Genomic DNA, 15,309 nt, shown 5'->3' on the forward strand with positions numbered 1-15,309 from the left:
TGTTAGGATTTGATATGATTTTGGACTAACTTCAGGCGGCTAAAGTAAGGTACTGAGCCTTAAGAAGTTTAATTTGGAGCACATTTTATCGACAAATGATGTATTTAATCCAAAGTTTTATATTTTTGCCAACGATAAAATTTTTAAAACCACAATAATTATGTCAGACATTGCATCAAGAGTAAAGGCTATCATCGTTGATAAACTCGGTGTTGATGAGAATGAGGTAGTTGCTGAAGCCAGCTTTACCAACGATTTAGGGGCGGATTCCTTGGACACTGTTGAACTTATCATGGAGTTTGAGAAAGAATTTGATATCCAAATACCAGACGACCAAGCAGAAAACATCGCTACTGTTGGTCAAGCCATTAGCTACATAGAAGAAGCGAAGTAATTATATGATATATTACTAAAGATTATAAATTATCCATGTGGTGGTGATCGCATGGATAATTTTTTTATAATTTAGGTCTAAAGGGTAAAAAAATAGTTCAATGCAGTTAAAGCGAGTTGTGGTTACCGGAATGGGGGCATTGACCCCAATTGGCAACAATCTGGAAGCTTATTGGGAAGGACTACGGACCGGCAAGAGCGGTTCTGCGCCCATTACGTATTTTGACACCGAAAAGTTCAAGACAAAATTTGCCTGCGAGTTAAAAGGATATGATCCCAACGACTTCTTTGATAGAAAAGAAGCCCGTAAGCTTGACAGGTTCGCACAATATGCACTGGTATCTTCCGATGAAGCCATTGCGGATTCCGGGATCGACCTGAACAATGTGGACAAATTTAGGGTCGGCGTTGTATGGGGTGCCGGAATCGGGGGATTGGAGACTTTCCAGAACGAGGTGATTGGCTACGCCCAAGGCGATGGCACACCACGTTTTAATCCGTTCTTCATCCCTAAAATGATTGCCGATATAGCTCCAGGGAATATATCCATAAAACATGGGTTCATGGGACCTAACTATACTACGGTTTCAGCATGTGCATCTTCGGCCAATGCCATGATAGATGCACTCAACTATATCCGTTTGGGCCATTGCGATGTTATCGTTACCGGAGGTAGCGAGGCAGCAGTGACCATTGCAGGTATGGGCGGATTCAATGCAATGCATGCCTTGTCCACAAGAAATGAAAGTCCCGAAACGGCGTCAAGACCTTTTGATGCAACAAGGGATGGTTTTGTATTGGGGGAGGGTGCCGGGGCACTTATTCTGGAAGAATACGAACATGCCAAAGCAAGAGGCGCTAAGATTTATGCCGAAGTACTTGGTGGTGGACTTTCCAGTGATGCCTACCACATGACCGCACCACATCCGGAAGGAATTGGAGTGGTAAAAGTGATGGAAAACTGCTTGGAAAATGCAGGGTTGAAACCGGAGGACGTGGATGCCATCAACACGCACGGTACATCAACACCTTTGGGGGATGTGGCAGAGTTGAAAGCGATTTCCAAAGTTTTTGGAGACCACGCGCCCAACATCAACATCAACTCTACCAAATCCATGACCGGGCATTTATTGGGAGCAGCAGGGGCCATTGAGGCCATTGCCTCCATATTGGCCATGGAACACAGCTTGGTGCCACCTACTATTAATCATAGTGTAGTGGATGAAGAAATCGACCCATCGTTGAACCTGACCTTGAACAAGGCACAAAACAGGGAAGTAAAGGTTGCCATGAGTAATACTTTTGGTTTCGGAGGGCATAATGCTTGCGTGTTATTTAAAAAAATAGGGTAGTTTTGTAACATGAAACTCACCTCCAAAATATTCAATTCCCATCCAAACTCGGATGGGGATTTTTTTTTGGGAATGAAAAGGATACTTGGTTTTAAACCCAAGGACATCAACATCTACAAAAAGGCCTTTTTGCATCGCTCCATGAACCAAAAGGATTCCAGCGGGAACCCGATGAACTATGAGCGATTGGAGTTTTTAGGGGACTCCATGTTGGGGACCATTATTTCCAGACACCTATACAACGAAGTTCCCGAGGGAGATGAGGGCTATCTTACCAAAATGCGCTCCAAAGTGGTCAGCCGAAAGCATTTGAACGAACTGGGAAAAGACCTGGGCCTGTTGCGATATGTGGAAAGTAGGATACCCAAGTCACATTTTGGGGAAAACATTCACGGAAATGTATTCGAAGCCCTGGTTGGGGCCATCTATCTTGACCGAGGTTACAAATACTGCGAAAAATTTATCCATGAAAGGGTCATAGAACCTTATGTGGACATTGAACAGTTGGAAGGCAAAGTGATCAGCTATAAAAGCTTGGTGATCGAATGGTGCCAAAAGCAGAAAAAGCCTTTTAACTACCATGTTTATGAGGATACCGGCAACGATGAACTCAAACATTTTGCCGTAAAATTGACCATTGGCGACCGTATCCTGGCCAAGGCAAGAGCCACTTCCAAAAAGAAAGCGGAGGAAAAGGCATCCAAGCGCGCGTATTTTGCCTTGCAGAACAAAATGGAAAATCCATAATTTTAAATAATAGTAAATTCAATCGTTTTCGTTTGATTTATAAGTGTATTGTCTTGTAATAACTAGGCATTGAATCGGATTAAGACTATATTTACAGCTCGTGTTAAGGCATGTTGACAACGCACAAGATATCGGCCGACTTTTTCGATGATAGCTTTCAGCTCATCGCCATACACAGTAATTTGGAGGATTATGCCATCACTTATGCCATAAATTCCAATTGCGGGTTGCACTTGAAAAGAATGAAGAACGACCTTCATCTGGATCAGAACCAAACCTACGCTGTGTTCGATTGGGACGACGAGCTCAACCATATGTATTGGACCTTGATTTCGAACAAATGTGAGGTAGAGGAAATCATTCCCTCGGAGGGGTTGTTCGCGAACAACGTTTCAACAAGGACCGATCATTTGATCAAGGAGCGGAAAGAGGTGGACTATTTTTTAAAAGTGGACGCCGCGGAAGATGACATCTTGGTCCAGAAAATAAAAGCCATCAACAAGATATCGAAGGTCATTACAGCATATCCCTTGGACACGGAGACCTTAAAATCAAAAAGAAATTTAATCTTTTAACAATGCCAACTAGAAAGAAGACCAAAATTGTAGCAACATTGGGGCCTGCCACCAGTAAGAAAGAAACCTTAAAGGCAATGATTGAGGCAGGAGTCGATGTGTTTAGGATAAACTTTTCCCATGCCGCTTACGAGGATGTTGCCGAACGCATCAAAATGATCAGGGAACTAAATGAAGAGTTGGAGGTAAACACAGCAATCCTAGCAGACTTACAAGGGCCGAAACTCCGTGTGGGGGTCATGGGAGGTGAAGCCATAGTGGAACCCGGGGATGAAGTGACCTTTGTGACCGGCGAACCTTTTGAAGGCAATGCCCAGCGTGTTTATATGAATTATCAGAACTTTCCCAAAGATGTAAAGCCAGGGGAACGTATCCTTTTGGATGATGGTAAACTGATTTTTGAAGTAAAATCTACCAATGGGGAAGACGAGGTAAAGACCACGGTAATCCAAGGAGGTCCACTAAAATCGAAAAAAGGGGTCAATCTTCCCAATACCGACATATCCTTGCCAGCTCTGACCAAAAAAGACATCAAGGACGCTATTTTTGCCATTGGCCAAAAAGTGGATTGGATGGCACTTTCCTTTGTGCGCCATAGCCAAGATCTTATCGACCTTCAGGAATTGATCAAAGAGCATTCCGATCATAAAATTCCGATCGTGGCCAAGATTGAAAAGCCCGAGGCCGTTGAAAACATTGACAAGATCGTAACCTATTGTGACGGGTTGATGGTGGCCCGTGGAGATTTGGGAGTTGAAGTGCCTGCCCATGAGGTGCCGTTGATCCAAAAGAAATTGGTACTCCGTGCCAAAAAAGCGAGGATACCTGTAATCATTGCCACCCAAATGATGGAGACGATGATCACCAGTTTGACCCCGACCCGTGCCGAAGTGAACGACGTGGCCAACTCCGTGATGGATGGTGCGGATGCCGTGATGCTTTCCGGTGAGACTTCCGTGGGGAACTATCCTGTTCAGGTAATCGAAAAAATGGCGAGTATCTGTATGAACGTCGAAGGATCTAGTTTGATCAAGGTGCCCCAGACACCTCCAAGCATCAGAACCAAAAGGTACATCACCAAATCGGTGTGTTATCACGCTGCTTTGTTGGCTAACGATATTGAGGCCAAGGCCATTTCTACCCTTACCAATAGTGGATATACAGCTTTCCAAATTTCTGCTTGGAGACCAAGTGCCCACATTTTGGTGTTTACATCCAACAGGAGGATATTGACCCAATTAAACCTTTTGTGGGGGGTAAAGGCTTTCTATTATGATAAGTTTGTGTCTACAGACCAGACCATAGAGGATGTAAACCAAATCGCTTGCAAACAAGGATTTTTGAATGTTGGGGATATGTTGGTGAGTCTTGCTGCGATGCCTATCAAAGAAAAAGGTATGGTGAACACCCTTCGTGTGACCGAAATTGAAACCTGTAATTTTTAGGAATACCTTTTTATAGATATCGAGGCCCCTTGATGCAATCCGTAACAAGGGGTTTCTTTTTTGATAGGGCTTAAACTGTAAGTTTCCGTCTGGGAAATAGACTGATTTTGGGTTGGGTAATACCAACGAGGAAATCAACCTAGAAAACATGAAATACGAGTACAACGATTCCAGATTAGGCGCCATATTGGGTTTAACGAGTGATTTCAAAAAAGACGAGTATCGATTTTCAGATATCTCCAAAACCATCAAATTTTTATGGAATAGAAATTGCGACCCCGTTGCACTGTTAGTTGATGGCATGACGGTGGAACTCTTACCCAATCAGTTGATGACCGTAACCAATTTGCAGCATGTATCCCTTGAAGCATCAGAACTGCCGTTGGCCGCCATCCTTTTCAACAGGGAGTTTTATTGCATATTCGACCATGATAGCGAAGTGTCTTGTAATGGTATTTTGTTCTTTGGCACCCAAGACCTTCCCATCGTTACCATTTCCAAAGATCAATTGAACAAGTACAATTTGTTGTACGACATGTTCGTGGAAGAGTTTTCCACCCCGGACAACATCCAAGGGGATATGCTCCAAATGCTCTTAAAGCGAATGATCATCCTGAGCACCCGGTTGGCAAAGGAACAATTGATCGTAAAAACACTCGATAACGACCAAATCGACATCATCAGAAAGTTCAATTATTTGGTAGACCTACATTACAAGACCAGGAGAAGGGTAAGCGATTATGCCGAAATGCTGTTCAAATCCCCCAAAACACTTTCCAACCTATTCTCTATCTACAACCAAAGATCCCCCCAACAGATTATTTTGGACCGGATTGCCTTGGAATCCAAACGACTCATGAATTATACCGACAAACAGAATCAGGAAATCGCCTTTGACCTTGGGTTCAACGATGCTGCCCATTTCAGCAGATTTTTTAAAAAAATGACCCAAATGACGCCCTCGGAATATCGTGAAAGCCTTGTTTTGGTTGCCTAAGGGAAAGTTGAACAAGTCAACGGGAAATCCCTCCTAACCCTTGCCACTCTTATCGCCGCATCTTTGCTCTGTAATTTAAAAACAGGTAAAAGATGAAAGCAAACGATAAACCCATTTTCAACCTTATCGAAATTTTTAGGAGCTCGCCCAAGCAGCAACAACCGTTGGTCGCAGTGGAGCATTGTGAGCAAAAGTTCCATCACGATTTTTACTGTGATGCCGAGAAACCCTTCATTCAGAATTATTAATCCATTATAACATTAAATAAATTAAATCATGAGCACATTCAATGTACCTAAAAGAGAAGAAGTAAGTGCCGCCAATCAGGCTATTTTTGACAACTTGGAAAAAGCCTTGGGCTTTGTTCCCAACCTGTATGCCACCTTTGCCTATTCCGAAAATGCTTTGGGCAACTATTTGACCTTTGCCAATGCTAAAACCTCTTTGAAAGCCAAAGAAAAAGAAGTAGTGAACTTGGCCGTGAGCCAAGTGAACAATTGTGACTATTGTTTGGCCGCACATACCGCCATTGGTAAGATGAACGGGTATACCGATAGTCAGATTTTGGAGTTGAGGGCCGGTAAAGCTTCTTTTGACACCAAATTGGATGCCTTGGCAAAATTGGCCAAAAACATTACCGAAAACCAAGGAAAAGCCGATGCCAGTGTTTTGGAAAACTTCTTTAATGCGGGGTGGACAAAGGAAAATTTGATTGATACCATTGTTTTGGTGGGCGATAAGACCATCTCCAACTATATCAACAACACTGTGGGCACACCTATTGATTTTCCTGAGGTTCAGCCTTTGGAAGCTGTTGAGGCCTAAGAATCCAACAATTTTAAAATTGACAAAACCCTTTCATAGCCATGGAAGGGTTTTTTTATTCCAATTCCAGTTCGGCAAAAAAGGTAGGGGCAATACTTTTGGCCATGTAGATGGGCCAATCGTTTTTGAACAAATGGCTTTCGGTTATTGCACTTTCGTAGAGAAGGTAAAGCCCTCCGGACATTTTTTCCGTTTGTGCCTTGGACAGGTTGGAAATGTTTCGACCTACAACTTCACCCATGTAAAGGAGCAGTTCTTTTTTCTGTTTTTGAATGACCCCTAAAATCTTCTTTTGGTTGGGCGAAAGTTCACCCAAGGTTTTAAGCGCCCAACATCCTTGAAAATTTTCTTCGCGGTACATGTCCTGTAAAAGGTCAAAAATGGCCAACAACTGATTTTTTCCAACCTTGCTTCGCTCTACATACTTTTTCAGGGAGTCCATAAAAGCTTGGTGCCGTTGTTCCAAATAGGCGACGCAAATGTCCTCCTTGGATTTAAAATGCCCATATAAAGTGGCCTTGGCAATGCCACTTTTGTCTATAATTTCATTGATCCCCGTAGAGTTGTACCCTTGGGAGTAGAAAAGATTACCAGCCGTGGTGATGATATGTTGGTGCAATTCAGGGCGTTGCATATGTACAAATTAAATAAGAAAATGCGGGTCGGACAACTAAAGCTAAGCCTAAACACAAAATGCGGTTTGTATGCCAAATAAAACTAAACAACATCAATCTTTATTTCCTGCCATAAGTGGTTAATATAGTGATAATTGTAAACAATTTCTTATATTGTGAGGAGCAATTTATCAATCAAATAATTAAAAATAGTCAAATGAAAAAACTACTCTCGGCCTTTATTTTAGGCCTTCTTTGCCTTTCCATGAACTATGGACAAGGGTTTCAATTTTCCGCGGATGATATAGACATCGCATATAAAAAATACACACTAAAAAACGGGCTTACTTTGTTGGTGTATGAAGATCACAAGGCACCTATTGCCGCGGTGAATGTATGGTACCATGTGGGTTCCAAAAATGAAAAGCCCGGCAAAAGTGGTTTTGCCCATTTGTTCGAACATTTGATGTTCAACGGAAGTGAAAACTACAATACGGATTATTTCCAAGCTTTGGAAAGTATAGGGGGAACCGATTTGAACGGAACCACCAATAGCGATCGTACCAACTATTTTCAAAATGTTCCGGTCTCTGCCTTGGACCAAGTATTGTTCTTGGAATCGGACCGTATGGGACATTTGTTGGGTGCCATTGACCAAGCCAGATTGGATGAGCAGCGGGGTGTGGTCCAAAACGAGAAAAGACAAGGGGAAAATCAGCCGTATGGCAAGCAATGGGATTACCTGACCAAAGCCATGTATCCAAAGGGGCATCCGTATTCCTGGACCGTTATCGGGGAAATGGAAGATTTGAATGCGGCTTCTTTGGAAGATGTACAGAATTGGTTCAAAACCTATTATGGACCTGCCAATGCCGTGGTGGCCGTAGCGGGAGATGTGAATGCAGATGAAATCCTTCAGAAAGTGACCGCTTATTTTGGAGACATTCCTTCTGGTCCCACCTTGGAAAGACAAGAGGTGAACATTCCAAATAAAGTGTACGATTCGCGCCAGGTATATGAGGACAGGGTTCCCGAGACAAGAATCCTCTTTGCTTGGAACACCCCCCAATTTGGTTCCAAGGAAGATCTTTATTTCGATTTGATCTCTGCCATTTTGACCAGTGGCAAGAATTCAAGGTTGTACCAAAAGTTCATTTATAAAGATCAATCGGCCAGTGCCGCGGTCTCCTTTCAGTCTTCCAGTGAAATTGCCAGTGAGTTCATCACGTGGTTGAATGTAAAGCCAGGGCAGGATGCCGAAAAATTGGAACAAGAACTATGGGATGAGATTGATAAGTTTATCAAGGAAGGCCCGACCGAAGAGGAATTGAAAAGGGTGAAAGCCAATTACTTTGCCAACTTTATCAAAGGATTGGAACGGATAGGTGGTTTCGGTGGTGTTTCCGATATCCTGGCATCCAATGAAACGTATCACGGGGATGCATCATATTACAAAACCCAATTGAAATATATTGAGAATGCCACTGCCGAAGACCTTAAGAAAACGGCAGCCAAGTGGTTGACCAAAGGCAAGCATGTGCTGATTTGTAATCCATTTCCAGAATACGATGTGGTTCCATCAACGGTGGACCGGAGCAAGTTGCCAGCACTTGCCGAACAGAAAGGCTCCAAATTCCCTGATCTGCAGCGTACCCAATTGTCCAACGGACTTAATGTGGTCTTGGCCCAACGCAAAGGGGTTCCCACAGTGGTCATCAATTTGGTGACCGATGCAGGTTACAAAACTGATTATTTGTCCACCCCCGGCACGGCAAAATTGGCCATGAACCTTATGGACGAAGGCACAAAGGACAAAAGTTCATTGGAGATCAATGCGCAGCTCCAATTGTTGGGTGCTTCCTTGAGTACGTTCTCCAGTCAAGATGAATCCAATGTTTACATGACTACCTTAAAACCGAGTCTGGATGCTAGTTTGGATTTGTTCTTGGATGTGGTGCTGAACCCTGTTTTCCCAGAAAAAGAATTTGAACGTTTGCAAAGCGAACAGATCAATGACATAAAAAAGGAAAAGTCGCAACCCATCACCATGGCCTTGCGTGCCATGAACAAATACCTATATGGGGATGATCACCCCTATAGCAGCCCTTATACCGGAACAGGTTATGAAGATGGGGTGGCCAAACTGACCCGTAAAGATGTAGTGGATTTCTACGATACTTGGTTCAAGCCCAACAACTCAACTATCATCATTACTGGAGATGTGGAAATGAGTGAATTGAAATCTAAATTAGAAAAGACTTTGGGCAAATGGAAGAAAGGCGATGTGCCCAAAATTGTCTTCAACCAGCCACAAACCAGCACCAAGAATACGCTATATCTGATGAATAGACCTGAATCCCAACAATCCGTCATCTTGGCCGGACATTTGACCGAAAAATATGGTGATGTTTCCGAGGTGGCCTTGGAACAAATGGTCAATATCCTTGGGGGCGATTTCACATCCCGTATCAACATGAATTTGAGGGAAGATAAACACTGGTCCTACGGCGCAGGCGGTTTTGTGATGGGTTCCAAAGAAGTGCGCCCATTCATTGTGTACGCTCCAGTTCAGACCGATAAAACCGCTGAATCCGTTACCGAGATACGCAAGGAAATTTCCGAGTTCACCTCAACCCGACCAGCCACCAAAGAGGAGTTGGAAAAAGTGAAGACCAACCAAGTGTTGAAACTTCCAGGGCAATGGGAAACCAACAGTTCCGTGAACAGTTCGGTGAGGAATTTGATTCGATATAACTTACCTGATGATTACTATCAAAAATACGACCAGAACGTTAGGACGCTTTCTGTGGATGACATCCGAAAAGTGAGCAACCAAGTGGTGAAACCGGAAAAAATGAACTGGTTTATGGTGGGCGATAGGGCCGAGATCATTTCAAAATTGGATGAACTTGGTTTTGACAGCATCATAGAAATCGATGCCGATGGCAATATGCTAAAGCCTACGGTAGAGCCGATAAAATCGGACATCAAAAACTAATGGATCAACCTCCCTCTGGGAGGTTTTTCTTTTTTAGGGGATTAGAAATCGAACTTCAATTGAACCAATACGGATTCCTTTTTGGGCGGTTCGTCTTCCTTTTCAGTATTGAGGTTCGCCAATGAAATGCCCAACAACCGCACCGATTCTTCCAAGGGGGATTGGTACAGCAGTTCCTTGGCGGTTTCCAAGATGAGGTCCTTGCTCGAAATATAGTACGGCAGCGTTTTGCTTCGCGTCTGCAAGGTAAAATCGCTGTACTTGATTTTTAGGGTGATGGTCTTGCCCGCAATTTTGGATTTCTTCAAGCGCCGTTCCAGTTCTTCGGCAATGTGATCCAATTTTTCCAGCATAAAGATTTCACTGCTCAGGTTTTCAAAAAAAGTCCGTTCGGCCCCAACCGATTTTGGAATGCGGTGCGGTTTCACAGCACTCAAATGGATACCTCGAACCACATTGTAATAGTACTTACCGCTCTTGCCAAAATGTTCATCCAGGAATTCCAGGGATTTCTGTTTTAGATCTTTGCCAGTGAAGATTCCCAACCGGTACATTTTGTCCGCGGTTACTTTTCCCACCCCATAAAATTTCCGGATGTCCAGATCCTCCAAAAATTGGATGACTTCTTCGGGGTTTACCGTTTTTTGTCCGTTGGGTTTGTTGTAATCACTTGCCACTTTGGCAATGAACTTGTTGATGGAAATACCTGCAGAAGCCGTCAATCCCGTCTTGTCCAAAATTTTCTGACGGATTTCCTTGGCAATCAAGGTAGCGGATGGGTTTCCCTTTTTGTTCTCTGTTACATCCAGATAGGCTTCATCCAACGAAAGGGGTTCCACCAAATCCGTGTATTCATAAAATATGCTTCGGATTTGGAGGGAGATTTCCTTGTACCGATCAAAACGGGGTTTCACAAAGATGAGTTGCGGACAATTCCGCTGGGCCTGCATGCCAGACATGGCACTGCGCACCCCAAATTTCCGGGCCTCGTAACTGGCAGCGGAAACTACTCCGCGTTTGGATCCCCCACCCACGGCGATCGGCTTCCCTTTAAGCTCGGGATTGTCGTGCTGCTCCACGGAGGCGTAAAAGGCATCCATGTCCACGTGAATGATTTTTCTTAAGGGAAAATCGAAATCCATACTCAAATTTAGGGTATATTTAGTTTGATGGAACATTTGGAAATAGAGCGAAAATTCTTGGTCACCTCCGATGCTTATCGGCACGAGGCCACTTCTCAAACCCGGATTGCACAAGGATACTTGAGCACCGATCCCGACCGGACCGTTCGGGTACGAATTATGGGTGACAAAGGTTTTTTGACCATAAAAGGAGGCCCTAACGATTCCGGGACCACTCGGTTTGAATGGGAAATTGAGATAGGAACGGCCGAGGCCACCAATTTGATCGACCTCTGTAACACGGGGATTTTGGAAAAGCATCGGTATGAGGTTCTCTATGGCAACCACTTTTTCGAAGTGGATGAATTTCTGGGTGAAAACAAAGGATTGGTTATAGCGGAAGTGGAATTGAACCACGAAGACGAAAAATTTGAAAAGCCCGAATGGTTGGGTGAGGAGGTCACCGGGCAGAAGAAATACTACAACTCCCAATTGAGCAGAAATCCCTATACGACATGGTAGCCCAAACTGATACAAAAAGGAGAGTCATCAATATTTTAATAGGGGTGTTCGCATGCTTGGCCATTTACTTTGGGCTGTATGAGGACAAGACGCTTTTTATGTTCCTCAAGCCGTTGGCGACGATCTTGGTGATTGCATTGCTGTTATTCGCCCCAAGAAAGCGTAATGTTCGATTGGGCAATACGGTCACCATTGCCTTGGTGTTCTGTTTGCTGGGAGATATTCTGTTGCTTTTTGAAACCTACTTTTTATTTGGTCTCGTGGCATTCCTGATTGCCCATATTTTGTTCGCTGTGGCCTTTATCCAATACAAGGGGTTTTACAAAAGCTGGATTTCCTTTTTGATTTTGTTTGGCATTGCCGGAGTATTGTTCTTTTGGTTAAAACCCGGTTTGGGCGATTTGCTTTTGCCTGTTGCCATTTATGTGTTGATCATCACGTTTATGGCGTGGCAAGGGGTGGGTTTGTACCTACGGGAAAGGAGCAATGCCCATGCTTTAATGGCCATGGCCGTATTGTGCTTTATGTTGTCTGACACATTGTTGGCGATTGCCAAATTCAAGACCCCATTTTACCTCTCTGGTCCTTTGATTTTGGCCACTTATTGGATGAGTATCGCGATGATTGCGAATGCAACGTATAGCATCATGAAAGTGGATGGAGAGGAAGTTTGGCAAGAATGATTCAATACACCGATTTTAGCCCAATATGGGAATTTATTGATTATATGACCTAGTTGCCTGCAAAATGAAAAATAAATCTTTATTCTTGATTTTGATTTTTGTATTATTCTCATGTATGAGAGATAGACCCTTGACTGATTTTGATTTATCAAAAATCAACAAAATTATCATTTCGAATAGAGGCTATAATGGAATCCCAGATATGGGTGACAATGCTGAAATAACAGACTTGACTGAGATTAATAATTTGATTGATCTTTTCAAGAATTCTGAGCAATTGGCAGACGGCATTATAGCTTCAAATAAAGGTTATATTAAACTTAAATTACAAAAGACCGATGGAAAAAATATTACTATTTCAAATTTTTACAGTAATAACGGACAAATAATTCTTTTAGAAGATGACAATGGTATCAGTCGTTTCAGAAATGATAAGTTTTTTGAGGAAGTTCAAAATATCTTAATAAAAAAAGGAGTGGAACATTTTTAGAGCGTTTCCTCATGATGCAGTCTTGTGGTAGCATGATTAGTTTTTTCTCCAAGCGTCCATTCCATAGTTTATATCTCCTCGTACATCTGCTTCATCCATTTGTTCTCCAAGACCTAAAAAATCATTGAACAATGCCATGTTTATAGAGCAATTTTCTTTGTCCAAATGCAATATTTCGAGACCGTTTATAACCAATTGTCCTATGGCAAATGGTACCATTCGATAATCTTTGAATTCTTCAGTTATTTTAAGTTCAACGCTTTCAAAATATGCTTTGTATTCATCGATAGGAGAAACTACTATTTCTTTCAAGTTTTGAATTTGGTACGGAACGGATAGGTCGTCATAACTCAATACCGTTTTGTTTAGACCATAAATTTGGTAGTACTTGCCCAAAAGGCTGACGGCAAAATGGAGTTCTTTGTAAACACCTCTATTGCTGCTTATTTTTTGGAAATCCAATATTAAAAACGCGCTATAACTTGGTACTAGGCCAAAAGTTGTACCAGTAACTTCTTTCCCTAATTCAGAACCAATTCTTTTAATATATGAAGTCCAATTGCGTTGATACGTCTTTTTATCAGCGATACTTTCCAATAGAATTTTTTCCAATTCCAGAATACCGGGGTATTGACGGTAAATGTCTAAATCCTGGTTTTTCTTAATTCCTATGGGGTAATATTTTTTGATGGAATTATATAGAGACCAAAAATCATATTCTTTGGAATTGAATGAAAAACTTTTACCCATGGCCTTCATCTGAAAAAATCACTCCTCCCTCAAAGAGACCAACTCCCCTTCGCTGCTGATAAAGATTCTCAACTCTTCATCTTTTTCAAGTTCAATGTTATAGCCAGTACTGCTATCAGCATTTTCCACATATTCAATTTCATCAATGCGGTAGTCCTTGAATTTTTCATTCAATAGGTTCCAAACTTTTTCCGGTAGGTCTTTTTCCTCGATTTCATGTTCCGTTCTTACCCAGGTACCATCCTCCGTAAAAATAGCGGCATATTCTTCCCCGTTCATGTCAAATTCGGCCTCCCATTCGTTGGTGGATTCTTTCATCCAACCAGCACTGGCTATATCAGGGAATTTTTGGGCAAATCCGTTTCTGGCTCCTTCAGGTGCATTGGTATAGATGTAATACATATAGATGGCCACTCCAATAATGATGATAGCAGCGGTTCCGATGAAATACTTTTTCGTGTTCATTTCTGATGATTTTTATTTCTTGGTCTAATTTTTAATCCAGTTTTTTATCGAGGGCCAAAACGGTGTTCAAAAGTACATTGGCGCCGTTGGCCATATCCTCAGCCGAAGTGAATTCTTTCGGGGAATGACTGATGCCCCCCTTACTGGGCACAAAGATCATCCCAACAGGTGCGAATCTGGAAACATCCTGCGAATCATGCCCCGCCCCACTAGGCATATATTGATAGGTCAACCCAAGAGCCTTGGCAGAGTTTTCTATTTCTTTTTGGATGGAAGGGTCGGTCAATGCAGGTTCCGATGTGGTATCCAAAGGCAAAAACTCCACAGATACATGAGAGGCCTCGGCAATTTCTTCAGTTTTTTTCTTGATGGCCTGATAGACTTTTTCAATCACTTCTGCGGAAAGATCCCGAATTTCCAAACTGGCCACCACTTTCCCGGGAATCACGTTGGGCGCTCCCGGTTCTGCCCTTATTCGGCCTACCGTACCTACTTGGGTACCCTCAAAACTATTGGTGATCTCGTTCACCGCCACAATGAATTTGGCGGCTGCCAACAGGGCATCTTGTCTGGCGTTCATGGGCGTGGTACCGGCATGGTTGGCAAAGCCCGTAAAGACCACGTCCCACCATTTGAGACCCACAATGCCTTCCACAACGCCGATGTCCAGATTCGCTTTTTCAAGTTTTCCGCCCTGCTCAATATGGAGTTCCAAAAAGGCGGCCAAGCTGCCAGGTTCACAGATAGCGTCTTTAATTTTTGTGGTATCCCCACCAATTCTCATGATGCCCTCACCCATGGAATACCCAGTGGCATTGACCACAGGAAAAGCGGCTTTGGTCAAATTTCCGGCCATGGCGCGACTGCCCATAACCCCACCTTCTTCATTGGGGAAAATGATGACTTCCAAAGGATGCTTGGTCTTGATGTTGTTTTCTATCAAGGTCTGGATGACTTCCAAAGCGGCCATGGAACCCACACAGCCATCATAATTGCCCCCATGGGGTACCCGATCAATGTGTGATCCAAAAGCTATGGGTTTTTTAGAGGGGTCCTTTCCCGGTTTTTTTCCAATGATGTTGCCCGCGGCATCTATGGTTACGGTCATCCCAAAACCCTTAAGGGTTTTCACTACCCAGTTCCGGGCTTCAATATCCGCATCGCTAAAAGCCACGCGTTCCGTTTCGCCGTTTTCTTGAAGTCCGAATTTGGCCAAATCGGAGATGCGTTTTTCCAAACGGGCTTGATCGACCTTTGGGTTGTTTTTTTGTGCAGATAAGACTCCAATGGTAAAAAAGCAGATGAGGAAGATGGAACGTGAAAACATGATAG

General features: G+C 43.1%; 17 protein-coding genes. 12 read left to right on the top strand and 5 right to left on the bottom strand.

Annotation, left to right across the window (positions count from 1 at the left end; genetic code table 11):
- Positions 1 to 160: 160 nt before the first annotated feature.
- The 8 genes from D2V05_RS10440 to D2V05_RS10470 all read left to right on the top strand — a co-directional run bounded on the left by D2V05_RS10440 (position 161) and on the right by D2V05_RS10470 (position 6,334).
- Complete coding sequence (locus tag D2V05_RS10440; protein ID WP_009778413.1) at positions 161 to 394, top strand: acyl carrier protein; 234 nt, start codon at positions 161 to 163, stop codon at positions 392 to 394.
- 100 nt (positions 395 to 494) lie between these two features.
- Positions 495 to 1,745 carry a beta-ketoacyl-ACP synthase II gene (fabF, locus tag D2V05_RS10445; RefSeq protein ID WP_119640627.1) on the top strand — a complete coding sequence of 417 codons (1,251 nt, stop codon included), beginning with the start codon at positions 495 to 497 and terminating at the stop codon, positions 1,743 to 1,745.
- A gap of 9 nt (positions 1,746 to 1,754) precedes the next feature.
- Positions 1,755 to 2,492 carry a ribonuclease III gene (gene rnc, locus D2V05_RS10450; protein WP_119647527.1) on the top strand — a complete coding sequence of 246 codons (738 nt, stop codon included), beginning with the start codon at positions 1,755 to 1,757 and terminating at the stop codon, positions 2,490 to 2,492.
- A gap of 110 nt (positions 2,493 to 2,602) precedes the next feature.
- Positions 2,603 to 3,067 carry an IPExxxVDY family protein gene (locus D2V05_RS10455; RefSeq protein ID WP_119640625.1) on the top strand — a complete coding sequence of 155 codons (465 nt, stop codon included), beginning with the start codon at positions 2,603 to 2,605 and terminating at the stop codon, positions 3,065 to 3,067.
- Between the two features lie 2 nt (positions 3,068 to 3,069).
- A complete protein-coding gene (gene pyk, locus D2V05_RS10460) occupies positions 3,070 to 4,512 on the top strand; it encodes a pyruvate kinase (RefSeq protein ID WP_119647528.1) in 1,443 nt (480 codons plus the stop codon).
- A 148-nt stretch (positions 4,513 to 4,660) separates the two neighbouring features.
- The gene (locus tag D2V05_RS10465) at positions 4,661 to 5,509 is read left to right on the top strand and encodes a helix-turn-helix domain-containing protein (RefSeq protein WP_119647978.1); all 849 of its coding nucleotides are present in this window, start codon (positions 4,661 to 4,663) and stop codon (positions 5,507 to 5,509) included.
- A gap of 92 nt (positions 5,510 to 5,601) precedes the next feature.
- Positions 5,602 to 5,757: a hypothetical protein gene (locus D2V05_RS19690; RefSeq protein ID WP_182859170.1), complete on the top strand. Its 156-nt coding sequence runs from the start codon at positions 5,602 to 5,604 to the stop codon at positions 5,755 to 5,757.
- 28 nt (positions 5,758 to 5,785) lie between these two features.
- Positions 5,786 to 6,334: a carboxymuconolactone decarboxylase family protein gene (locus tag D2V05_RS10470; RefSeq protein WP_119647529.1), complete on the top strand. Its 549-nt coding sequence runs from the start codon at positions 5,786 to 5,788 to the stop codon at positions 6,332 to 6,334.
- Positions 6,335 to 6,389: 55 nt separating this feature from the next.
- Here D2V05_RS10470 and D2V05_RS10475 read toward each other — a convergent pair whose 3' ends face one another.
- Complete coding sequence (locus tag D2V05_RS10475) at positions 6,390 to 6,968, bottom strand: TetR/AcrR family transcriptional regulator (protein ID WP_119647530.1); 579 nt, start codon at positions 6,966 to 6,968, stop codon at positions 6,390 to 6,392.
- A gap of 197 nt (positions 6,969 to 7,165) precedes the next feature.
- Here D2V05_RS10475 and D2V05_RS10480 point away from each other — a divergent pair, with 197 nt between their 5' ends.
- Complete coding sequence (locus tag D2V05_RS10480; protein WP_119647531.1) at positions 7,166 to 9,946, top strand: M16 family metallopeptidase; 2,781 nt, start codon at positions 7,166 to 7,168, stop codon at positions 9,944 to 9,946.
- Positions 9,947 to 9,987: 41 nt separating this feature from the next.
- Here the strand turns inward: D2V05_RS10480 and dinB are convergent, their stop codons facing one another.
- Positions 9,988 to 11,088 (bottom strand): DNA polymerase IV, encoded by a 1,101-nt coding sequence (gene dinB / locus D2V05_RS10485; RefSeq protein WP_119647979.1) that lies wholly within the window; start codon positions 11,086 to 11,088, stop codon positions 9,988 to 9,990.
- 27 nt (positions 11,089 to 11,115) lie between these two features.
- Between dinB and D2V05_RS10490 the strand changes: the two genes are divergently transcribed.
- From D2V05_RS10490 to D2V05_RS10500, 3 genes are all read left to right on the top strand, one after another.
- Entirely contained in the window at positions 11,116 to 11,589 is a 474-nt protein-coding gene (locus D2V05_RS10490; RefSeq protein ID WP_119647532.1) for a CYTH domain-containing protein, read from the top strand.
- Complete coding sequence (locus D2V05_RS10495; protein ID WP_119647533.1) at positions 11,583 to 12,272, top strand: lysoplasmalogenase; 690 nt, start codon at positions 11,583 to 11,585, stop codon at positions 12,270 to 12,272. The genes D2V05_RS10490 and D2V05_RS10495 overlap by 7 nt, the downstream gene beginning before the upstream one ends.
- A 64-nt stretch (positions 12,273 to 12,336) precedes the next feature.
- A complete protein-coding gene (locus D2V05_RS10500; RefSeq protein ID WP_147378269.1) occupies positions 12,337 to 12,762 on the top strand; it encodes a hypothetical protein in 426 nt (141 codons plus the stop codon).
- 36 nt (positions 12,763 to 12,798) lie between these two features.
- Here the strand turns inward: D2V05_RS10500 and D2V05_RS10505 are convergent, their stop codons facing one another.
- From D2V05_RS10505 to D2V05_RS10515, 3 genes are read right to left on the bottom strand one after another with little or no spacing between them, the layout of a single operon-like run.
- On the bottom strand, positions 12,799 to 13,512 hold the full coding sequence (locus D2V05_RS10505; RefSeq protein ID WP_220473548.1) for a hypothetical protein: 714 nt from the start codon (positions 13,510 to 13,512) through the stop codon (positions 12,799 to 12,801).
- An 18-nt stretch (positions 13,513 to 13,530) separates the two neighbouring features.
- A complete protein-coding gene (locus D2V05_RS10510; RefSeq protein WP_119647536.1) occupies positions 13,531 to 13,977 on the bottom strand; it encodes a PepSY-like domain-containing protein in 447 nt (148 codons plus the stop codon).
- A 31-nt stretch (positions 13,978 to 14,008) separates the two neighbouring features.
- Positions 14,009 to 15,304 (bottom strand): Zn-dependent hydrolase, encoded by a 1,296-nt coding sequence (locus D2V05_RS10515; protein ID WP_119647537.1) that lies wholly within the window; start codon positions 15,302 to 15,304, stop codon positions 14,009 to 14,011.
- Positions 15,305 to 15,309: the final 5 nt, after the last annotated feature.

It is taken from the genome of Flagellimonas pelagia (assembly GCF_003584135.1).
GTDB lineage: Bacteria > Bacteroidota > Bacteroidia > Flavobacteriales > Flavobacteriaceae > Flagellimonas > Flagellimonas pelagia.